Here is a 21,492-nt window from a genome sequence, read left to right as displayed (position 1 = left end):
GCTCACCCCAATGCGACTGCACATAGCGAAAATACCACCGCGCCCAGGCAGACGAGGTAATCGAGCGAGCGCCAGGCCGGCACCTCGACCTGCAAGCTCGCCGGACCGTCGCCGCCGCCTGGATTGCCGTCCAGCATGTCGCGCCAGGCGCCCTTGGGCAATTCGACCTGCAGATTTTCCATCACCAGCGACAGACGGACGACCAGCCGGTCGGTGGCGACACCGCAACGCGCCAGCGGGCGCAGCAGGGAGACCAGCGCGACCAGCAGCCCGCGCTGCCCGAGCGACCCCAACAGCCAGGCCAGGCAACCCAGCATCAGCGTCAGACGCGCCACATGCAGCGTCGCTTCGGCCACCCCTTCATGGGTCGGCAGCCACGCCGCGTCGAGGAGCGCGTCGCCGGGCGTCCCGTAGGCCAGGATCAGCCAGACGCTGGCCAGCAACCAGCGCAGGCGGCGCAGCAATTTCCACCAACCGGGCAGTAGGGCGCGAATGCCGGTCAGCAGCAGGAGAAATACCAGCCCCAGCCCGCCATAACCGAGAAACTGGATGACGACGATCGCCGTCAGGCAAATCAGCAATGCCGAAGATGGATGCAAAAGCCGGCCCCAGAAATGCACATGACCCCACGCGGGGGCCATGTGCCAAGCGTTAAAAGCGAATTTTAACCGCGCAGGCGACCGATGATCTCCCTCGCCTGGTCGACCACGTCGCCACTGCCTTCGGCAATCACTTCTTCCAGCAGTTCGCGCGCCTGGGCATGGTCGCCCATTTCCTCGTAGGCCTTGGCCAGCGCCAGCTTGGTGCCGACTTCCTCGCTGAACTGCCCGCCACCCTGGCCGTCGCCGCCGGACAGGCTGACGACCTGGGTCGGCTCCGGCGTATCGCTGGCGAGATCCAGATTGATCGAGGTCATGTCGAATTCGGGAACCGGCATCGGCTGCCCGATGAAGACCGATTCGCTGAGCTTGACGTCGAAATCCTCTTCGCTGGGCGCATCGAAACCGACAGCCATCCCGGCCATGCCGTCGGTCACCGTCAGCTCGCCGCCCGGCTGCTCGTTGACCAGGGTCGGATTGACCATGGTTTCCGCCAGTTGGTCCCCGGGCAAGGTACCCTGGATCTGCGGATTGACGATGGTGTCGCTGCCATACTCGCCGCTCATAGTTCCCTGCATCGCCACCGGATTGACCACGGTTTCGACTGCCTGGGCAGCGGTATCCAGTTCGAAATCGATCTGGCCGGCCTCCGGCTGCGCCAGAGCGCCCGGCTGAACCGTGGTCGCCTCGAGACCGATGAAGGATTGCGAAAAATCGTTGGCGACATCGGCATTGCCCACAATCAGCGTATCGCTGGCCGCCAACTGCGGATTCACTTCGGTCGCGGCAAATGGCTCCGCCGGCGGCGCGCCGAGATCGAAATCGAGCGCCTCGATTTCCGGCAGCGCGGCAACCATCTCCGGCGCCTGCACCTGGGTCGGTTCCGGCTGCGGCGCCGTTTGCTGCTCGATGCCCAGATCGAAATCCAGCGCCTTGACGTCGCCACTGATCATCGTTTCCGAAAAATCGGCTTCCTGCGCGACTGCCGGTGCCTGAGCCACCTCCTCCATCGGCAGCTGGGGCACGACGAGTGGCTCCTCGACCGCAGCTGCCGCCATCACGCCAAGCGTACCGGGCAGGACCATCGTCGCCCGGCCGGCCTCGACCGGCGCGGCCACCTGAGGCGCTTCGCCTTCGGGCGTCGCGGCCGGACGTGCGCCGGAATAAAGGGGATTTTCGGGATCGAGCGCAGCCCCCATGGCTGCGACCTTTTCCCATTCGGGGCCAACGCCGCCGGTCTGCGCATAGAGTTCGCTGGCCAGCGTATCGAATTGCTTGACGCTCTTCCGATTGGAATAGATTTCAAGCAGTTTGGCGTGAATCGCCGTGCGATGCGGATCCTTGCGCAAGGCCTCGATCAGGATTTCCTCGGCCTGGGCATCCCGGCCGTACGCCATGTAGACGTCGGCCTCGGCAACCGGGTCGACTTCGTCGGTGTCGATCGTGCCCGGGCCCGTCTGGCTGAATTCGCCGGTCTGCAACGGTACGTTACCGGTGTCCACGCTCTGGCCACCAGTCATCCTGAACACCGAATTCGGCCCCAGACTCGACGGTCCGGGCTCGGCGGCGGTGAGCGCCGGCTCAGGTTCGTTACGCCGCCGGCGGGCGAAGAAATAACCCGCCAGAAGGGCAACCAGACCACCACCAGCAAGCAACGGCAAGGGGTCGAAGCCCGACTCGGGTTCGGGTGCCGGTGCCGCCTTCTTCGCCACCTCCGGTGCCTTGGGCGCCTCGGCCGGCTTGGATGCTTCGACCGGCTTGGGCTCTTCCGCCGCCTTCGGCGGCTCGACAGGCTTAGCGGGCTCTACTGCCTTCGGCGCCTCGACGACCGGCGCCGCTTCAGCTGCCTTCGGCGGCTCGACCGGCGCTGCCGGTTTCGGCGGCTCGGCTGGCGTCGCCGGCTTGACTGCCTCTTTGTTGGCAGCTGCCTGCTGCTGCAGTTCGGCGAGACGCTGAGTCTTCATGTCGACCAGCTTCTGCAGCTCGACGACATTCTTTTCCAGGATCGCCAGGCGATCCTGCGCTTCCTTCAGGGCACGGTCCTTGGCGATCAGTTCCTCCTCAACCGCCGCCGCCTTGCCACCAGCCGCCCCCTTGGCCTGCAGGTCGGCACGGGAAACCTTGACCTGATCCTTGGCCTGCTCCGCCGGCGCAGCCTTGTCTTCGACGCGCGCAGTTATCTTGCCCGAAGCAGCCTGGGCCGCCTCGTCCTGCTTCGCCTGGCCCTTGCCGGCTGCTACGGCCAGTTTCTGACGGTAGGCGTTCCAGTCGGCGGCCTGCGCAACGTAGACCTTCTTGGCCTCGGCTGGCGGCACCGCGGCCACGGTCGCCTTGTCGGGAACGTTGAGGATGGCGCCAGCCTTGAGACGATTGATGTTGTCGCCGATGAAGGCGTCGGGATTCTTCTGGAACAGGCCGATCAGCATCTGCTCCAGCGAGACGCCGTCGTACTTGGTTTCCCCCGCGATCTTGCGCAAGGTTTCGCCCGGCTGGACGACATGCGTTCCCGCTTCGGAGGATTTCTTCGGTTCCGCAATCGTTCTCGGCATCGGCGCTGCCGACTTCGGCGCATCGGACCTTGCGGCAGGCGTCGCCGCCGCTGCCGCACCACCGCCACGGACAGTTTCGACGACCCGGGCTTCCGCCGTGGAAACCGGACGCCCCGCCGCCCTGGCGGCCACTTCCGGCGGATCGAGCAGGAAGGTGTATTCGCGAATGACAGGGCCAGCCGGCCAGTTCAGTTCGACGAGTATATCCATGAAGGGATCGTTCACCGGCTTGCCGGAAGTGATCTTCAGCACGGGGGTGCCATTGCTCCGCTTGTCGATGGCGAAGCGCAGATCATAGAGCGCCGACGCATAGTCGATACCGGCCTCGCGGAACGCGGATTGCGGCGCGAGTCGCGCCGACATCGCAGCCAATTCGGCCTTCGAAGCATTGATCTCGATTTCGGCGCGCAATGGCTGGCCGAGCCCCGAGAGCACGGTAATCTTGCCCAGTCCGGCGGCCTCGGCCAGCCAGGGGGCAAACGAGAGGCAGGAAGCAACGGCCAAAGCCCCTGCGCGTTTCTTGAAGTTTGTTTTGGTCATATCTGTCACGGCGCCACCCATCCTGAGCGTCGAATTCGGGACTTTCAAATTAACATCATGCACTTAGCAATGCAAGCTAATCCGGGTTCTAAACAGCAACTTTTGGCATATTTCCAACATAAAAAATCCGGGGCCGCAGCCCCGGATTTTTATCGGGCAATTTCGACGATCACGCGTCGAGCAGGATGCGCAGCATGCGGCGCAGCGGCTCGGCCGCGCCCCACAGCAACTGATCGCCGCAGGTAAAGGCGGCCAGATACTCCGGCCCCATGGCCATCTTGTGTAGACGGCCGACCGGCACGGTCAGCGTACCGGTGACGGCGGCCGGGGTCAGTTCGCGCTCCGAGATCTCGCGGTCATTGGGCACGACCTTGGCCCATTGGTTGGCCTTGGCCAGCATGTCGCTGATCTCGTCGAGAGGCACGTCCTTCTTCAGCTTAATGGTCAGCGCCTGGCTGTGGCAGCGCATGGCGCCGATGCGCACGCACAGGCCGTCGATCGGGATCGAACCCGGCGCGCGGAAGGCCGGACGACCGAGGATCTTGTTGCATTCGGCACCGCCCTTCCATTCCTCCTTGGACTGGCCATTCTCGACCGGCACATCGATCCATGGAATCAGCGAACCGGCGAGCGGGGTGTTGCGGAAGTTCTTCTTCGGGAAGGCATCGGAACGGATCGTCTCGGCGACCTTGCGGTCGATGTCGAGGATCGCCGAAGCCGGGTCCGCCAGCAGGTCGGCCACCGACGAATGGATGGCGCCCATCTGGGAAATCAGCTCGCGCATGTTCTGCGCGCCGGCGCCGGAAGCGGCCTGATAAGTCATCGACGTGGCCCATTCGATCAGGTCGTTCTGGAACAGGCCACCGAGGCCCATCAGCATCAGCGAGACCGTGCAGTTGCCGCCGATCCAGTTCTTGCCGCCCTTGGCCAGCGCATCCTTGATCACGTTCATGTTGACCGGGTCGAGGATGATCACGGCGTTGTCGGCCATGCGCAGCGCCGAGGCGGCGTCGATCCAGTGGCCGTTCCAACCGGCGGCGCGCAGCTTGGGGAAGACTTCCTTGGTGTAGTCGCCACCCTGGCAGGTGATGACGATTTCACAGGCCTTCAGCGCCTCGATATCCGAGGCGTTCTGCAGCGGCAGCGAGGCTTCCTTGCCGCCGAACGCCGGCGCCTTGCCGCCAGCTGCCGAGGTGGAAAAATACACCGGATCGATATGGGCGAAATCGCCCTCCTCGACCATGCGCTGCATCAGCACGGAACCGACCATGCCACGCCAACCGACCAGACCAACCTTTTTCATGACTCTCTCTCCGAATTAATCTTTGAATAACGCCCGAAACCGCCGTTCGGTTTACGCCAGCGCCGCCAGCACGGCGTCGCCCATTTCCTTCGTCCCGACCTTGTTGGTACCGCGCTCATAGATGTCGCCGGTACGATAGCCTTGCGCCAAGACTTTTTTGACCGCATTTTCGACACGCAGTGCCTGCTCTTCCAGCCCGAAGGTGTAGCGCAGCATCATCGCCGCCGACAGGATGGTGGCCAGCGGATTGGCCACGCCCTTGCCGGCGATGTCCGGTGCCGAGCCATGCGACGGCTCGTAGAGGCCCTTATTCTTGTCGTCGAGCGACGCCGACGGCAGCATGCCGATCGAACCGGTGAGCATCGAGGCCTCATCGGACAGGATGTCGCCGAACATGTTGCCGGTAACCATCACGTCGAACTGCTTCGGCGCCTTGACCAGTTGCATCGCGGCATTGTCGACCAGCATGTGGCTGAGTTCGACATCCGGGTAGTCGTGGGCGATCTCGATCATCACGTCGCGCCAGAGCTGGGTGCATTCGAGCACGTTCATCTTGTCGACCGAGCACAGCCTCTTGTTGCGCTTCTGCGCCGCCTGGAAGGCAACATGGCCGATGCGGCGGATTTCCGACTCGCTATAGACCATGGTGTTGAAGCCGACGCGCTCGCCGTTTTCCTCGCGCACGCCGCGCGGCTGACCGAAGTAGATGTCGCCGGTCAGTTCGCGGACGATCAGGATGTCCAGCCCGGCGACGACTTCCGCCTTCAGCGTCGAGGCATTGGCCAGTTCAGGGTAGAGGATGGCCGGACGCAGGTTGGCGAACAGGTTAAGATCCTTGCGGATGCCGAGCAGGCCGCGCTCCGGCCGCTGCTCGCGCGGCAGGCCATCCCACTGCGGACCGCCGACGGCGCCGAGCAGCACGGCGTCTGCCTCGCGCGCCAGCTTCCGGGTCGCTTCGGGATAGGGTTCGCCGGTCGCGTCGACCGCAGCGCCGCCGAGCAGCGCCTCTTCCATCTCGAACTTGAGATCGAGCGCCCGGAGGACGCGCACCGCCTCGGCGGTGATCTCGGGACCAATGCCGTCACCCGGCAGGACACAAATCTTCATGCTCTCTCCTCGTTACGCGAACAGCCAGGGCTGGTCGATGCGGCGTCTTTCTTCGAATTCCTTGATCTTTTCGGCATGGCGCAGGGTCAGGCCGATGTCGTCCCAGCCGTTCAGCAGGCATTCCTTGCGGAAGGCGTCGATCTGGAACGGGATGCCGTGGCCGTCCGGACGCACGACGGCCTGTGCCGGCAGATCGACGACCAGTTTGTAGCCGGGCGTCGCCTCGACCTGCTGGAACAGCGCCTCGACCTCGGCAGCCGGCAGCACGATCGGCAGGATGCCGTTCTTGAAGCAGTTGTTGAAGAAGATATCGGCGAACGACTCGGCGATGATGGCCCTGAAACCGAAATCCAGCAGTGCCCACGGGGCGTGTTCGCGCGAACTGCCGCAACCGAAGTTGGCGCGCGTCAGTAGCACCTCGGCGCCCTGATAGCGCGGTTGATTCAGCACGAAATTCGGGTTCTTCGGACGATTTGAACTGTCCTGCCCGGGCTGGCCGACATCCATGTAGCGCCATTCGTCGAAGGCGTTCGGGCCGAAGCCGGAACGCTTGATGGACTTCAGGAACTGCTTGGGAATGATCGCGTCGGTATCGACGTTGCTGCGATCGAGCGGGGCCACCAGGCCCTCAAGGCGAATGAATTTATCCATGTCCCGATCCTCAGAGAACGTCACGCACATCGGCGAAGCGCCCGGCGATCGCCGCCGCCGCCGCCATCGCCGGACTGACCAGATGCGTCCTTCCACCCGGTCCCTGGCGCCCCTCGAAATTGCGGTTCGAGGTCGAGGCGCAACGCTCGCCCGGCTCCAGGCGGTCGGCGTTCATCGCCAGACACATCGAACAACCCGGTTCGCGCCATTCGAATCCGGCGGCGACGAACACCTTGTCCAGTCCTTCCGCCTCGGCCTGGCGCTTGACCAGACCCGAACCCGGCACGGCGAGCGCCAGCTTGACGTTGGACGCGACATGGCGGCCCTTGAGCACCGCAGCCGCTTCGCGCAAATCCTCGATGCGCGAGTTGGTGCACGATCCGATGAATACCTTGTCGATGGCGATCTGCTTGATCGGCGTATTCGGGTTCAGGCCCATGTACTGCAGGGCGCGCTCCATGCCCTCGCGCTTGACCGGATCGGCCTGCCGAGCCGGGTCGGGCACGACGGCGTCGATGGCAACGACCATTTCCGGCGACGTGCCCCAGGTCACCTGCGGCCGGATATCCTCGGCCTTGAGCGTGACGACGCGGTCGAACTGCGCACCGGCATCGGAATGCAGCGTCCGCCAGTAGGCGACGGCCTTGTCCCAGATTTCGCCCTTCGGCGAGAACGGACGGCCCTGCAAATAATTGATCGTGGTGTCGTCGACCGCAACGAAGCCCATGCGTGCACCGCCTTCGATGGCCATGTTACACAGGGTCATGCGGCCTTCCATGGACAGGCCGCGAATCGCACTGCCGCCGAACTCAATGGCGTAGCCGGTGCCGCCGGCCGTGCCGATGGTGCCGATGATGGCCAGCGCGACGTCCTTTGCGGTGACGCCCTTGCCGAGCTTGCCATCGACCGAGATCAGCATGGTCTTCGACTTCTTCTGCAGCAGGCACTGGGTGGCCAGCACATGCTCGACCTCCGAGGTGCCAATTCCATGCGCCAGACAGGCGAAGGCGCCGTGCGTCGAGGTGTGCGAGTCGCCGCAGACGACGGTCATCCCCGGCAGGGTCGCGCCGTTTTCCGGACCGACGACATGGACGATGCCCTGCTTCGGATCCTTGAACGGGAAATAGGCCAAGGCACCGACTTCGCGAATGTTGGCGTCGAGCGTCTCGACCTGCTGGCGGGAAACCGGATCCTTGATGCCTTCGTCCCAGTGGTCGGTCGGCGTGTTGTGGTCGGCCGTGGCGACGATGGACGAAATGCGCCACGCCTTGCGGCCGGCCAGCTTGAGGCCCTCGAAGGCCTGCGGGCTGGTCACTTCGTGCACCAGGTGACGGTCGATATAGAGAAGCGCCGTGCCATCAGCTTCCTGATGGACGACGTGGTTCTCCCAGAGTTTGTCGTAAAGTGTCTTCGGCATTGAACGCTTCGAATGGGCCGTAAAGCAATAAATTATGGCACAGGATCGGCGGTTTTTGCCCCGTCGGACGCGTCGACCGCAACCGCCTCGCGCACCCAGCGCCAGACCAGGAAAAAGCCGGCCAAGGCGAAGGCCGAGGCGAGGGTGAAGGTCCAGCCGGCGCCGATGGCGTCCCACGTCCAGCCGCTGATCAACCCGCCGAGCAGACCGCCGGCGCCGAACGAGATGCTCGAATAGAGCGCCTGCCCCCGCCCCTGCGCCCGCCCGGGAAACCAGAGATTGACGGCGGCGATGGCCGCGGCGTGATAGGCCCCGAAGGTGAGCCCGTGCATCAGTTGCGCCAGCACCACGGCCGGCAGCGACTCGACGCCCCAGCCGATCAGCAGGAAGCGCAGCACGGCAGCGGCGAAGCTCGCCAGCAGCAGGCGGCGCAGCGAATAGCGCCGCGTCAGCCGCGCCATCAGCATGAAGACGACGATTTCCGCCAGCACGCCGAGCGACCACAGGCCGCCGACTTCGGCCGTGCCATAGCCGTAGTCGGCAAGGTGGATCGAATAGAAGACGTAGAGCGCGCCGTGGGCGGCCGACATGGCGAAGCAGGCGGCCAGCAGCGCCCGGACATGCGGCTGGCGCAGTATCGCGGTGACCGGCAGGCTGTCATGGGCATGCGTCACCGCCGGCGTGTCGGGCAGGACGACGGCCAGCGCCAGGATGCCGGCCAGGATGCCCCAGCACACCCAGAGCACGCCGTTGAGCGGCAGCACGTCGAGCACGGCGCCAGTACCGAGCACGGCGACGATGAAGCCGATCGATCCCCACAGACGGATGCGGCTGTAGCGCCCGCGCTCCTCGCGCAGGTGATCGAAGGTCAGGGTCTCGACCAGCGGCAGTGCCGCGCTCCAGAAAAAGGCGATGACCGCCATCGCGATCAGCATGCCGCCCAACCGGTCGAGCCAGAAAAACGCGGTGAAGCCGGCCAGTCCGGCGACGGCCGCCAGGCGGACGATGGCCATGCGCCGCCCGAAGCGATCGGCCAGCCAGCCCCACAGGTTGGGGCCGAAGAGGCGCATCAACTGCATCTGCGACATCAGGAGGCCGATGTCCCAGGCGGAAAAATTCAGGGATTGAAGATAGAGCCCGAAATAGGGCGAGAAGGCGCCAATGAAGGCGAAATAGAAAAAGTAATAGCCCGAGAGGCGCCAGTAAGGCAGAACGTGCATCCGGCGATTTTACCGGATGCACCGTCGGGCCGGGACGCCGGTCAGGCGCGTGCGGCCTGCTGGCCGGCGCGGAAGGCCAGCAGCATGTGATAGAGCTCGTCCTTGAGCTTGACGCGCTGTTTCTTCATGTCTTCGATGGTGAAATCGGCCACCGGCATGTCGTTTTCCTCAAGGTCCTCGACCTTGCCGGTCAGGCGATGGTAGCTGCCATAAAGCCTGGCGAAGTGGGCGTTACCGGCTTTCAGCGCGTGAATCGCGTCGGCAAATTCCGGAAAATCGTGATGGAGATCGTGGTGATCGACTTGCATGAAACTCTCCCTGTGACGACATTTTCGCTCGACGAGCGGCAAAAAGCTCCAGATTTTACGCGATTTTTCCCGGGATGCGCGGCGTCCGGCAGACGACATCGCCGCATTGCGCCCGGTGGCGCAGCGCATGGTCCATCAGCACCAGCGCCAGCATGGCTTCGGCGATGGGCGTGGCGCGGATGCCGACGCACGGGTCGTGCCGGCCCTGGGTCGCCACCTCGATGGGATTGCCCTGGATGTCGACAGAGCGGCGGGGCTGGGCGATCGACGACGTCGGCTTGATCGCCATGTTGACGACGATGTCCTGGCCGGTGGAAATCCCGCCGAGGATGCCGCCGGCGTGGTTGCTGACGAACCCCTGCGGCGTCATCTCGTCGCCGTGTTCGCTACCCTTCTGCGCGACGGACGCGAAACCGGCGCCGACCTCGACCCCCTTGACCGCGTTGATGCCCATCATCGCGTAGGCGATTTCGGCATCCAGACGGTCGTACACCGGCTCGCCCCAGCCCGGTGGAACGCCGGTCGCGATGACGGTGATCCGGGCGCCGACGGAATCGAGCGACTTGCGCAGGCTGTCCATGTAGTTTTCCAGTTCAGGCACCAGCCCGGCGTTCGGCGCGAAAAAAGCGTTGCCGTCGATGTCGTCGGCCGCAACGAAGGGAATCTCGATCGGTCCGAGCGCGCTCATCCAGCCGCGGATGCTGACGCCGTAACGTTCGTTCAGCCACTTGCGGGCGATCGCCCCGGCCGCCACGCGCACCGCCGTCTCGCGCGCCGAGGAGCGGCCGCCGCCGCGGTAGTCGCGGAATCCGTATTTCTGGGTGTAGGTATAGTCGGCATGGCCGGGCCGGAAGGTCTCGGCGATATTGCCGTAATCCTTGCTGCGCTGATCCTGGTTGCGGATCAGCAACGCGATCGGCGTTCCCGTGGTCTTGCCCTCGAAAACACCGGAGAGGATCTCGACGGCATCCGGCTCGCGGCGCTGCGTCACGTGGCGCGAGGTGCCCGGCTTGCGGCGATCCAGTTCGGACTGGATATCGGCTTCGCAAAGGGCCAGTCCGGGCGGGCAGCCATCGACGACACAGCCGATTGCCGGACCGTGGGATTCGCCGAATGAAGTGACGGTAAACAGGGTGCCAAAAGTATTGCCGGACATGGGGAATGACAGTCAAAAGTTAATGCGGAAGTTTATCATGGCGGGCAAAAAGCCCTCATCCGGGCGGTCGACCGCAACCGGCCACGACCATCGGGACGACGCCCGCCATAAAGCACAAGGGCGGCCGCAGCCGCCCTTTCCCGCCTGAACCCGGTCAGGCCTGCGGCTCGTCAGGCCAGTTCTTGATGTAGTTCTTGAGCATCTTGTTCTCGAAGCTCTGTTCTTCGAGAACGGCCTTGGCGACGTCGAGAAAGGAAATCACGCCGAGCAGCGTGTCACCATCGATCACCGGCAGGTAGCGCGAATGCTTTTCGATCATCAGGCGACGCAGGTCGTTGGCTTCCATTTCCGGGAATGCCGTCACCGGGTTCCTGACCATCACGTCGCCCACCGTCACGCCGACCGGACAGGCGTCGTGCTGCCGCATCGCCTGCAGCACCTCGCGGAAGGTCAGCATGCCGGCCATTCTGCCGGACTCCATGACCACCAGCGAGCCGACGTCGAGTTCCGCCATGGTATCGATGGCCTTCGCGAGGAGCTGCTGCGGCGTCGTGGTGTACAACGTGCCGCCCTTGAGTTGGATGATCTCCCTGACCTTCATGATGCCTCTCCGGATGGTGTCGATTATTGGTCTCGGGATGTTAGAGCATCCGGCCCGATTGGGGAAGCGCCGGGCATTGCGATCCGGTCCGCCTGGCGAAAATCCGGGGCACGAAACTGCTGACGGAGCGCACTTCCGATTCCGGAGAAACTTATGGCATTGGCACTTGTCTTATGTCATAACGAGTTATACAATTCGTTATATTACCTAAGTCATAAATCGCTAGGATGCTTGGGTAAGTCCAGAAATCTGGCGAATGGAGAGTAGATGATGACAACTGTAAAAACCATCGAAAAAATCGACGCCCGCGAAATCCGGCGCAAACTCGGCCTCAACCAGCAACAATTCTGGTCCACCCTCGGTGTGACGCAGAGCGGTGGTTCACGCTATGAAAGCGGCCGCAATATGCCCAAACCGGTGCGCGAACTGCTGCGCCTGGTGCATGTCGAGCAGATCGACATCAAGGCGATCAAGCGTGAGGACTGGGATGTCATCGAGTACCTAAAGGCGCAGGAACCGGAACTCTACAAGTCGCTCAAGAAGTCGGCGCGCAGCAAGGGCAAGAAGGCCGCGTGAAAATCGGCCTGAAAAGGCCGTCGACCGCAGCAGCAGGCATCACGGGGAAACCAGTACCCGGATGCCTGTTTTTTTTTGGATTTCTTCGGCGAAGTCTTCCAGCGCCGTGATCGCCAAGCGCTGCAGGCGGGGCGCCGCCGGTTGCTGCGATGGCCGCGCCAGGCCATAGAGATGAATGCCGGCCAGACGCTCCGCCAGCGGTTTCAGCAAGCCGCAATAGGCATCCCGCGCAACGGCGTCGGGCGCCTGTCCATCCAGGGCGAACCAGCAGGTCTGCACCCAGGTGGTCGCCAGGCTGGCACATGACTCAAGGTTGCGCCGCACCTTTTCGGCCTCCAGCGGCACACCGTTGATCGCCATGACGTCGGCCGCCGTCGCCCGGTCGACCTTGAACCACACCTCGCCGCCCAGTTCGCCAAGCACGCGGATGCCTTCCTGCACCGCCGGGCGTTGCAGCAGGCTGCCGTTGGTAATCAGGCGCACCGGCAGCGTCCCGGCCAGTCCAAAGTTTTCCAGAACGCCCCGCACGCGCCGCACCGCATCGGGAAACTCGAAGGCGCTCGTCGGCTCGCCATTGCCGGAAAAGGCCACGTCCATCAGGCGCCGCGCCTCGGCCGGCACTTCGCGCGCCATGAAGTCGCCATGCAGCGCATCGTCCAGAAAACCCGCCAATTCCCGTTCGAGGAGGTCAAGATCGATGGGCGGCGGCCCACCCCGCGTCAGGCCGTCGACCTGGCAATAGACGCAGGCCCAGTTGCAGGCATTGTTGACGTTCAGGTTGATGCCCACGGACACACCGCCCGCCCGGCGGGAGATCACGGGATATACATAGCGCAGCCCGGCGCTGTCGCGCCGGTGGTCTTCGATTGTCAGCATGGGTCCATTGTATAATCCGCGACCGCCTAACGGACGAATCCGCCATGTTGATCACCCGCCGCCTCGAATTCGACGCGGGCCACCGCATCCCCGACCATCGCAGCCAGTGCCGCCATCTGCACGGCCACCGCTACGTCATCGAAGTCTCGCTGTCGGGCAACATCATCGACAAGGCCGGCGACGCCGCCAACGGCATGGTCATGGATTTTTCGCTGGTCAAGGATCTGGCCAAGGCGCACCTGGTGGACGCGTGGGACCATGCCTTCCTCGCCTTTGCCGGCGATCGCGCTGTGATCGACTTCCTCGACTCGCTGCCGGACCACAAGACGGTCGTTCTCGACCGCGTGCCGACCGCCGAGAACCTTGCGCGGATCGCGTTCGACCGCCTGAACGAGGTCTACCGCGATACCTACGGCAACCATCTGCGCCTGGAGCGCGTGCGCCTGTACGAAACCCCCAACTGCTGGGCCGATGCGGTGAGACCGACCGGCACGGACTGAACGCAACCGGAAGGAATTGGCGGGGCCGGTGAGATTCGAACTCACGATGCCTTTCGGCACGCCGGTTTTCAAGACCGGTGCATTCAACCGCTCTGCCACAGCCCCAAGGGCGCGAATTCTAGCACAGCGCGATGCGCGCTCACCTGCCGCATGGCGGCAACATTCGGTTGAAACTTTGTGCCCCGTCGATTAGTCTTAGTCGCTGTATCAACAATGGAAAACGAGAATTCGCATGCAAACTGACTTCAATATCGCCGGCCAAGGCTCCCGGGAACTTGCGTTCCAGCAAAACCGCGTCCTGCGCAACACCTATCTGCTGCTCGGCCTGTCGATGATCCCGACGGTGCTCGGCGCGCTGGTCGGCATCCAGATGCAGTTCAGCTTCCTGGCCGGCAGCCCGTTCATGGCCTTCATGCTGTTCCTGGGCATCGCCTGGGGCTTCATGTGGGGCATTGAAAAGAACAAGAACAGCGGCCTGGGAGTCGCCCTTCTGCTCGGCTTCACGTTCTTCATGGGCCTGATGTTGTCTCGCATCCTGCAGGTCGCCCTCGGTTTCTCCAACGGCGGTTCGATGATCGGTCTGGCTGCCGGCGGCACCGGCGCCATCTTCCTGACCATGGCCACTGTCGCAACCGTCAGCAAGCACGACTTCTCGGGGATGGGCAAGTTCCTGTTCATCGGCATGATCGTCGTGCTGCTCGCCGCCGTCGCCAACATCTTCTTCCAGATTCCGGCCCTGTCGCTGACCATCGCCGCCGTCGTCGTCGCGCTCTTTTCGGCCTACATTCTTTATGACATCAGCCGCATCGTTCAGGGCGGCGAAACCAATTACATTTCGGCGACCCTGGCGGTCTATCTCGACATCTACAACGTGTTTGTCAGCCTGCTGCAGCTGATCATGGCCTTCACCGGCGAACGCGACTGACCCCTACAACACTGATTCACTGCAGGAGAGGGCGGCTATGGCCGCCCTTTTTCATGCCTTGTCGAAGACGGCGATCGATTCGACGTGCCCGGTGTGGGGGAACATGTTGACCACCCCGGCAGCCGTGAAGCCATAACCCTTGACGGCGACCAGCACCTGGGCATCGCGCGCCAGCGTGGCCGGATTGCACGAGACATAGACGATCCGCCGCGGACCATCCTCGCCGAGGGCCTTGACCACCTCGATCGCGCCCTCGCGCGGCGGGTCGATCAACATCCTGTCGAAGCGCCCAAGCGCCGCCAGCGACGCTGTCGTGCATTCGAAGAGGTTGGCAACGGCGAATTCGACACGGTCGGCGAGCCCGTTGGCGGCAGCGCTTTGCCGACCGCGTTCGACCAGCGCCGGACTCCCCTCGACCCCGACCACCGTGGCGCCGGAGCGGGCAATCGGTAAGGTAAAGTTGCCAAGCCCGCAGAAGAGATCGGCGATCCGCTCCCCCGGCTGCGCATCGAGCAGCCGCAGGGCGCGTCGCACCAGGACGCGGTTGACCGCGTGGTTGACCTGGGTGAAGTCGGTCGGCCGGAAGTCGAGCTCCAGGCCGAATTCCGGCAAGGTGTATGACAGTCGTGGCCCTGGCAAGGGATGAAAGCGATAGGCGGTATCCGGCCCCTTGGGCTGGAGATAGAAGACGATGCGATGTCGGTCCGCGAACTGGCGCAACAAATCCTCGTCGCGCGCATTCAGCGGTTCGAGTATGCGCAGGACCAGTGCGGTACCCTGCTCGCCAACAGCCACTTCTACCTGGGGCAGGCGTTCGGCTACCGACAGCGCAGCGAAAAGCTCGCGCAACGGCAACAGCAGGTCCGAGACATGTGGCGGCAACACCGCACACGAGCGCATGTCGGCAATGTAGCTGCTGCGCCTTTCGTGGAAACCGATCAGCATCCCGCCCTTCTTCGGCACCTTGCGCACGCCGAGGCGGGCACGGTGACGATAGCCCCAGGGCTCGCCATGGATCGGCGCCAGCATCTGTCCGGGGCGCAGACGGCCGATGTGCCAGAGGCTGTCTTCGAGTACCCGCTGCTTTGCCGCGACCTGGGCCATCGGGTCGAGATGCTGCATGACGCACCCGCCGCAAATGCCGAAATGTTCGCAGCGCGGCTTCACCCGCGCCGGCGAGCCGGAGAGCACGCTGACCAGGTGCGCCAGTTCGTAACTGGACTTTCTCCGGAAGCTCGCATACTCGACGGTTTCGCCTGGCAAGGCGCCGTCCACGAATATCGTCTTGCCTTCGAGACGGGCGATGCCACGGGCTTCATGATCCAGCGATTCGATAACCCCGATCGGCATGAACTGCTCCGGAAAAAGCGCGAATTTTAACAATGGTCTAAACTACAGGCCATGTCCCGCGAACTATTTACCTCCTGGCCCGACTACCAGACCGCGATAGATCGCATTCTGGCGCTCGCCCGCAAGCGAATCTGCATTTACGACGAGGACCTCGGGCATCTGCACCTCGAAACCCCCGAACGGATCGCCATGCTCAAGGCCGCGCTATCCACGGTGCGCGCCGACTGCCTGCGCATCGCCTTGCGCGACGCGATGCCGTTGCAGCAACGCCACCCCATCCTCCAGGAACTGCTGACCACCTACAGCCACAATAGCGCGGTGCAACAAACGCCGGAACACCTGGCTCACCTGCGCGACTCGATGATCCTGGTCGACGATGCACATGCACTGATCCGCTTCGATCGCAATCAGCCGAGATGCAAACTGCTGCTCGACGAAAGCGACGAAGTGATGCCTTATCGTCGGCGATTCGACGAGATATGGGCCGAAGGCGGCACGCCGGTCAGCACGACAACGCTCGGTTTGTGAACTGCGAGTCCTTCTTGCGGCGCAGCATTTCGAGCGTCGCAATCAAAAATTGATATAATTAAAAGTGATTGGCCTATCGGCCATCGAATTTTTCTGGCTGCACTTTTTCTACTTGTCGATAAGGAAATCCCATGAATAAGTCCATTCTCGTTGCTGCCCTGCTTGCCGTTGCCCTGACCGCCTGTGGCAAGAAGGAAGAGCCGAAGGCTGCCGCTCCGACTCCCGCCCCTGCTGCCGCCGCTCCGGCCCCGGCCGCCCCGCAAGCTGGCATGGCCGGCATGGAAGCTGCCAAGCCCGCCGAGCAGGCTGGCATGGCCGGCATGGCTGCTCCGCAAGCTGGCATGGCCGGCATGGAAGCCAAGAGCGAAGCCGGCCAGGCTGGCGTTGCCGCTCCGCAAGCTGGCATGGCCGGCATGGAAGCCAAGAAGTAATTCTTCGGGCTTCAGCAAAAGCGGGGCTGCGGCCCCGCTTTTTCGTTCACCCTCAATCGATCTGTCGCCAGGAGAAACCTTCCGCCTGGCAGGCCACGGCGACCCGCAGGTCGACGCCATCGACCGCCGAGGCCAGCGCCCGCAGCGCCAAATCAGGACGATTGTTACTCTCGCTCAGGTGCACCGCTACCAGATGCTGCAACCTGCTGCAGTCGATAGCCCGCAGGAGATCGGCCGCCACGCTGTTTTCCAGATGGCCGAAACGTCCGGCGATCCGCCGCTGCAGCGACACCGGATAATTCGATGCCGCCAGCAGGGCCGCATCGTGGTTGCATTCCAGAATCAGGGCGTCGACGCCCGAAAGAACATCGCGGATATGCGGGGTAACCTCACCGGCATCGGTCAGCAGCCCGAGGTGCCGGAGCCCGTCCGAGAAGACGAACTGGAGCGGCTCGCGCGCATCGTGCGGCACGGGGAAGGGTTGTATTTCGAGCGCGTCAACATGGAACCGCCGACAGCTGTCGACAATGCGCACATCGACACCCCGTGCGGCAGCTTCACAAGCCATCAACGTCCCATAGCTCAACCAGACGGGCAGGCCGTAGCGCCGGGCAAAGGGGAAAACACCACCAACATGGTCACCATGTTCATGGGTAACCAGGATGCCGGACAAATCTTCGGGTGACCGTCCGACGCGGGCGAGACGCCGGAGCGTCTCGCGCTGCCCGAAGCCGCAATCAACCATCAGGCAGGTGGCGCCGCTCTCGACCAGCAGCGCGTTGCCCGCGCTGCCGCTACCGAGCGACGCGAAGCGGATCACTGCAACTGCTGGTAGAGCAGTGCAAGGATCTTCTTGGCCGTTTCCGACTTGTCCGTCCCGCCTTCGCTGGAGAGAACCTGGACCGTGCTGTTCGCGCCGGACTCGCTGACGTAGATGCGATACTGCGCCTTGGCATCGACCACCGGATCGGAACTCTTCCAGAAATTCAGCTTGCTCAACCAACCGGTGTCGGTCTTCTTGGTATCGCGCTCGGGGTCGACATAGCGGACGAAATACAGTCCCTTCGAACGATCCCTGTCCTCGACGGTGAAACCGACCCGATCCAGCGCCAGACCGACCCGTCGCCAGGCACGGTCGAAACGCTCATAGACTTCCAGCGTCCCGGTGCCGTCGTTGTTCGATGCCAGCTTGGCACGCGGCTCGGCCTTGGCTGCGGCGACGCTGGTTGCGGCGCGCTGGTTCTCCGAGCCGAGGCGGACCATCAGGCGGCGCAGCATTTCGGCTTCGAGTTCCGGATCCGGCGGGCGCGGTTGCCAGCGCGTATCGTCCTTGGCCGACGAGGTATAAACCTCCTCCATGCCGCGATGGCTGATGAAGATGTCGGTGGTTCCCGGCTCGGCGCCCGGCTCGAAGCGGGTGCGGAACTTGTCGCGCTCACCCGTCGAGTAGAGCGAATCGAGGAACTTGCCGATCGTGTTGCGGATGATGTCGCCGCCGATCTTGGCGCGGTCTTCGGCCCAATCGGTTTCCATCACGCCGGCATCCGGCCGCTCGACGACGATGATGAAACCGGTCTCCTGCCAGAAGTCCTTGACCGGCCCCCACAACTGGTCGGCCGATGCCGTAACGACCAGCCAGCGCTGGTTGCCGGAACGCTCGACGCGCACCTTGTCCACCTTGGGCAGAACCGTCGCATTCTGGGCTTGGGCCGCCGGCGTGCGATCGGCGCTGTAGGCCGAGAAGGTCGCGCTGCCCTTGCCCGCCGCGTCGGGAACCGCATAGCGGTCGTCGCGCGCGATCTGCGACAGATCGGGAGGCACCTCCAGAGTCGGCACCTTGCCGGCCGACTTGTATTCGACCTTTTTCGAATCCGGAATGACATCGCTGATGCTGCTGCAAGCGGCGACGGTCACCGCCAACAACGCCAGCGTGAGGCTGGAAAGCCGATAATTCATGTTTGCTCCGTCGGTCAGGCAATGACGCCGGCCAGGCGCATGGCGGAAAGAACTCGAGCCTGGCTGGCTTCGGAGAGGGTGGTCAGCGGCAGGCGGATGCCCCCCGGGATGAGGCCCATCTGTTGCACCGCCCACTTGACCGGAATCGGATTGGCTTCGCAGAACAGGTCGCGGTGCAGGCCGAGCAGTTTGAAGTGGATTTCGCGCGCGCGGGCGATATCGCCGTTGCGGGCGGCGACGCACATCTCGTGCATGAGGCGCGGAGCGACGTTGGCGGTTACCGAAATGTCGCCGTGGAAACCCAGGCTGATGGTGGCCACCGCAGTCATGTCGTCGCCCGTGTACAGCGCGAAGTCCTTGGGCGCGCGGGCGATCAGGTCGCAGGCGCGGTCGAGGTTGCCGGTGGCGTCCTTGACGCCGACGATACCCGGCACCTGGGCGAGGCGCAGGATGGTGTCGTTGCTCATGTCGGCCACGGTGCGGCCCGGCACGTTGTAGAGCAGGATCGGCAGGTCGACCGCTTCGGCAATCGACTTGAAGTGACGATATAGGCCTTCCTGGGTCGGCTTGTTGTAGTAGGGCACGACGGACAGCGCCATGTCGGCGCCCGCCTTCTTGGCGAACTTCGTCAGCTCGATGGCTTCGGCCGTCGAATTGGCGCCGGTGCCGGCGATGATGGGAATACGGCCGGCAGCATGGTCGACCGTGACGCGGATCAGCTCGCAATGCTCCTCGACATCGACGGTCGGGGACTCGCCGGTGGTACCGACGACGACGATGGCGTCGGTACCCTCGCGCACGTGGAAATCGACCAGGTTGCGCAGGGAATTCAAATCGAGGCTGCCGTCCTCCTGCATGGGCGTGACGATGGCGACAAGGGATCCGGTAATCATGGCCTGTTGAGCAATAAAATAATCCGGGGATTGTAACTGAAGGGTCCTTGCAGCGGAAAGGCGCTTGGTAACAGATTGTTACCCCCGGCCGACCCAGCGCAGGCGCCCCCGGCCGGCGACCATGCTGCCCTCGGCGAGATCGAGCGCCGGATGACGATCCGGCCCGGCGCACTGCAGTTGCCGGGCGAATTCATCGAGCCGCGCCGCCGCCGGCACCCGCCAGCCCAGCAGGCGCAAGCGATGGCGCAACAGATTCTTGAGGCGCGGCAGCGACATGGCGCGCAGATTCGCTAGCGACAGTGCGTCGCCGTCGGCCGCCGCCTGCCAGTCGCTGGCCGCCAGTTCGCCGAGCAGGACGTCGGCCTCGGCAAAGTGGCCGGCGGCCTGGGCCAGATTCCGTTCGGCGGCCGGAAAGCGGCCGGCGATTGCGGCCAGCACCTCATGGCGCAGGAAATTGCGGGTCAGCGCGGTATCGGCATTGCTCTCGTCATCGACCCAGGCGAGCCCGTGCGCCTGCGCATAGGCCTCGATCTCTTCGCGCGAAACGCCGAGCAACGGGCGCAGGATGCGCAGCCGCCCTTGTCGCCAGTCAACCGGGATCGCCGCCGCCCCCGTCACACCGCTACCGCGCAGCAGGTTGAACAGCAGGGTTTCCGCCTGGTCGCCCTGGTGATGCCCGAGCAGCAGGGTATCGGCGGCGAGCGCCGCGAAGGCCTCGTAGCGGGCGGTGCGGGCCGCCGCTTCGAGGCCGAGGCCGCTGCGCAGGTCGACATCGACCTGCGCGACATGGCAGGCGATGCCGAGGCGCCGGCAGTAATCGGCGCAGAAGCCGGCCCACGATTCGGCATTGGGCGACAGGCCGTGATGCACATGAACGGCGTCGAGCCGGTCGCCGAATCCCGCTGCGACGAGGAGATGCAGCAGGACGACCGAGTCGCAACCGCCGGAAAGGCCGACGCTCAAACGCCCGCCGCCCGCCTTCCGGGCGGCGAGAAAGGCGGCGACGCGGGCCGGGAGACTACTTGGCGGCGTGTTCCTTGAAGCGGCCATAGCTCATCAGCCGCTCGTAGCGCGTGGCCAGCAGTTCGGCGGTGGACAGCGCGGAAAGGTTCTTGAGGGCGTCCTGCAGCGCCTTCTTGAGATTGTGCGCCATGGCCGCGTAGTCGCGGTGGGCGCCGCCGGGCGGCTCGCTGACGATCTTGTCGACCAGGCCCAGCGTCTTCAGGCGCTGGGCGGTGATACCCATCGTTTCGGCGGCTTCCGGCGCCTTTTCGGCGCTTTTCCAGAGGATGGAGGCGCAGCCTTCCGGCGAGATCACCGAATAGGTCGAGTACTGCAGCATCTGAACGACGTCGCCGACGGCGATCGCCAGCGCGCCGCCGGAACCGCCCTCGCCGATGATGGTGACGATCACCGGCACCTTGAGTTCCGTCATCACGTAGAGATTGCGGCCGATCGCCTCGGACTGGCCGCGCTCCTCGGCGTCGATGCCGGGATAGGCGCCCGGCGTGTCGACGAAGGTCATCACCGGCAGGCCGAACTTCTCGGCCAGCTTCATCAGGCGCAGCGCCTTGCGATAGCCTTCGGGGCGCGGCATGCCGAAATTGCGGTGGATCTTTTCCTTGGTGTCGCGCCCCTTCTGGTGGCCGATCACCATCACCGGCTGGCCGTTGAAGCGGGCGAGGCCGCCGACGATGGCGTGATCGTCGGCAAAGGCGCGGTCGCCGTGGAGTTCCTCGAAGTCGGTGAAGATCAGCGAAATGTAGTCGAGGGTATAGGGCCGCTGCGGATGGCGCGCCACCTGGGAAATCTGCCACGGGGACAGCTTGGCATAGACGTCCTTGGTCAGCTGTGCGCTTTTCTTTTCCAGCCGGCCGATTTCCTCGGCGATATCGACGGCGGAATCATCCTGGACAAAGCGCAACTCTTCGATCTTGGATTCGAGGTCGGCAATCGACTGCTCGAAGTCTAGGAAAGTTGTTTTCATGGACAGCCCGTTTTCTTGG

At 64.0% G+C, this 21,492-nt stretch carries 22 protein-coding genes and 1 tRNA gene; 5 read left to right on the top strand and 18 right to left on the bottom strand.

The genetic code is table 11. The annotated features are described in order from the left end of the window. Positions 1-2: 2 nt before the first annotated feature. The 10 genes from GH660_RS07240 to GH660_RS07195 form a co-directional block, all read right to left on the bottom strand. On the bottom strand, positions 3-599 hold the full coding sequence (locus GH660_RS07240; protein WP_194266247.1) for a hypothetical protein: 597 nt from the start codon (positions 597-599) through the stop codon (positions 3-5). 65 nt (positions 600-664) lie between these two features. Continuing rightward, the gene (locus tag GH660_RS07235; RefSeq protein WP_194266246.1) at positions 665-3,688 is read right to left on the bottom strand and encodes a FimV/HubP family polar landmark protein; all 3,024 of its coding nucleotides are present in this window, start codon (positions 3,686-3,688) and stop codon (positions 665-667) included. Positions 3,689-3,857: 169 nt separating this feature from the next. Next, on the bottom strand, positions 3,858-4,991 hold the full coding sequence (asd, locus tag GH660_RS07230; protein WP_153145965.1) for an aspartate-semialdehyde dehydrogenase: 1,134 nt from the start codon (positions 4,989-4,991) through the stop codon (positions 3,858-3,860). A gap of 51 nt (positions 4,992-5,042) precedes the next feature. Beyond that, the gene (gene leuB / locus GH660_RS07225) at positions 5,043-6,098 is read right to left on the bottom strand and encodes a 3-isopropylmalate dehydrogenase (RefSeq protein ID WP_153145964.1); all 1,056 of its coding nucleotides are present in this window, start codon (positions 6,096-6,098) and stop codon (positions 5,043-5,045) included. Between the two features lie 12 nt (positions 6,099-6,110). Continuing rightward, positions 6,111-6,749 carry a 3-isopropylmalate dehydratase small subunit gene (gene leuD / locus GH660_RS07220; protein ID WP_153145963.1) on the bottom strand — a complete coding sequence of 213 codons (639 nt, stop codon included), beginning with the start codon at positions 6,747-6,749 and terminating at the stop codon, positions 6,111-6,113. 10 nt (positions 6,750-6,759) lie between these two features. Further along, positions 6,760-8,166: a 3-isopropylmalate dehydratase large subunit gene (leuC, locus tag GH660_RS07215; protein WP_153145962.1), complete on the bottom strand. Its 1,407-nt coding sequence runs from the start codon at positions 8,164-8,166 to the stop codon at positions 6,760-6,762. 32 nt (positions 8,167-8,198) lie between these two features. Further along, the gene (locus GH660_RS07210) at positions 8,199-9,386 is read right to left on the bottom strand and encodes an MFS transporter (protein ID WP_153145961.1); all 1,188 of its coding nucleotides are present in this window, start codon (positions 9,384-9,386) and stop codon (positions 8,199-8,201) included. A gap of 41 nt (positions 9,387-9,427) precedes the next feature. Further along, the gene (locus GH660_RS07205) at positions 9,428-9,694 is read right to left on the bottom strand and encodes a YdcH family protein (RefSeq protein WP_153145960.1); all 267 of its coding nucleotides are present in this window, start codon (positions 9,692-9,694) and stop codon (positions 9,428-9,430) included. Between the two features lie 55 nt (positions 9,695-9,749). Beyond that, entirely contained in the window at positions 9,750-10,850 is a 1,101-nt protein-coding gene (gene aroC / locus GH660_RS07200; RefSeq protein ID WP_153145959.1) for a chorismate synthase, read from the bottom strand. Positions 10,851-11,004: 154 nt separating this feature from the next. Beyond that, positions 11,005-11,451 (bottom strand): CBS domain-containing protein, encoded by a 447-nt coding sequence (locus GH660_RS07195; protein ID WP_153145958.1) that lies wholly within the window; start codon positions 11,449-11,451, stop codon positions 11,005-11,007. Between the two features lie 270 nt (positions 11,452-11,721). Between GH660_RS07195 and GH660_RS07190 the strand changes: the two genes are divergently transcribed. Then, the gene (locus GH660_RS07190; RefSeq protein WP_153146206.1) at positions 11,722-12,027 is read left to right on the top strand and encodes a DNA-binding transcriptional regulator; all 306 of its coding nucleotides are present in this window, start codon (positions 11,722-11,724) and stop codon (positions 12,025-12,027) included. Positions 12,028-12,066: 39 nt separating this feature from the next. Here GH660_RS07190 and GH660_RS07185 read toward each other — a convergent pair whose 3' ends face one another. After that, positions 12,067-12,903 (bottom strand): radical SAM protein, encoded by an 837-nt coding sequence (locus tag GH660_RS07185; RefSeq protein ID WP_153145957.1) that lies wholly within the window; start codon positions 12,901-12,903, stop codon positions 12,067-12,069. Between the two features lie 44 nt (positions 12,904-12,947). Between GH660_RS07185 and queD the strand changes: the two genes are divergently transcribed. Further along, on the top strand, positions 12,948-13,403 hold the full coding sequence (gene queD / locus GH660_RS07180) for a 6-carboxytetrahydropterin synthase QueD (protein ID WP_153145956.1): 456 nt from the start codon (positions 12,948-12,950) through the stop codon (positions 13,401-13,403). Positions 13,404-13,420: 17 nt separating this feature from the next. Here queD and GH660_RS07175 read toward each other — a convergent pair. Beyond that, positions 13,421-13,508 (bottom strand) — tRNA-Ser (locus tag GH660_RS07175). A gap of 127 nt (positions 13,509-13,635) precedes the next feature. Here GH660_RS07175 and GH660_RS07170 point away from each other — a divergent pair. After that, entirely contained in the window at positions 13,636-14,328 is a 693-nt protein-coding gene (locus GH660_RS07170) for a Bax inhibitor-1/YccA family protein (protein ID WP_153145955.1), read from the top strand. 51 nt (positions 14,329-14,379) lie between these two features. Here GH660_RS07170 and rlmD read toward each other — a convergent pair whose 3' ends face one another. After that, positions 14,380-15,678 carry a 23S rRNA (uracil(1939)-C(5))-methyltransferase RlmD gene (gene rlmD / locus GH660_RS07165; protein ID WP_153145954.1) on the bottom strand — a complete coding sequence of 433 codons (1,299 nt, stop codon included), beginning with the start codon at positions 15,676-15,678 and terminating at the stop codon, positions 14,380-14,382. 51 nt (positions 15,679-15,729) lie between these two features. On the opposite strand from rlmD, the gene GH660_RS07160 reads away from it, so the two are divergent. After that, the gene (locus GH660_RS07160) at positions 15,730-16,206 is read left to right on the top strand and encodes a hypothetical protein (protein WP_153145953.1); all 477 of its coding nucleotides are present in this window, start codon (positions 15,730-15,732) and stop codon (positions 16,204-16,206) included. Positions 16,207-16,337: 131 nt separating this feature from the next. After that, entirely contained in the window at positions 16,338-16,637 is a 300-nt protein-coding gene (locus GH660_RS07155) for a hypothetical protein (protein ID WP_153145952.1), read from the top strand. A 52-nt stretch (positions 16,638-16,689) separates the two neighbouring features. Here the strand turns inward: GH660_RS07155 and GH660_RS07150 are convergent, their stop codons facing one another. The 5 genes from GH660_RS07150 to GH660_RS07130 all read right to left on the bottom strand — a co-directional run bounded on the left by GH660_RS07150 (position 16,690) and on the right by GH660_RS07130 (position 21,473). Continuing rightward, positions 16,690-17,457 carry an MBL fold metallo-hydrolase gene (locus GH660_RS07150; RefSeq protein WP_228276394.1) on the bottom strand — a complete coding sequence of 256 codons (768 nt, stop codon included), beginning with the start codon at positions 17,455-17,457 and terminating at the stop codon, positions 16,690-16,692. Further along, positions 17,454-18,593 (bottom strand): outer membrane protein assembly factor BamC, encoded by a 1,140-nt coding sequence (bamC, locus tag GH660_RS07145; protein ID WP_153145951.1) that lies wholly within the window; start codon positions 18,591-18,593, stop codon positions 17,454-17,456. Before bamC ends, GH660_RS07150 begins: the two co-directional genes overlap by 4 nt. 14 nt (positions 18,594-18,607) lie before the next feature. After that, a complete protein-coding gene (dapA, locus tag GH660_RS07140) occupies positions 18,608-19,486 on the bottom strand; it encodes a 4-hydroxy-tetrahydrodipicolinate synthase (RefSeq protein WP_153145950.1) in 879 nt (292 codons plus the stop codon). A 78-nt stretch (positions 19,487-19,564) separates the two neighbouring features. Continuing rightward, positions 19,565-20,536, bottom strand: coding sequence for a tRNA lysidine(34) synthetase TilS (gene tilS, locus GH660_RS07135; protein WP_153145949.1), 972 nt, complete (start codon positions 20,534-20,536; stop codon positions 19,565-19,567). Next, positions 20,505-21,473, bottom strand: coding sequence for an acetyl-CoA carboxylase carboxyltransferase subunit alpha (locus tag GH660_RS07130; protein WP_153145948.1), 969 nt, complete (start codon positions 21,471-21,473; stop codon positions 20,505-20,507). Before GH660_RS07130 ends, tilS begins: the two co-directional genes overlap by 32 nt. Positions 21,474-21,492 lie beyond the last annotated feature (19 nt).

The organism is Dechloromonas sp. H13 (assembly GCF_009469615.1).
Lineage (GTDB): Bacteria > Pseudomonadota > Gammaproteobacteria > Burkholderiales > Rhodocyclaceae > Azonexus.
Note: the sequence above shows the minus strand (reverse complement) of the source record. Positions and strands in the feature narration are given on the sequence as shown.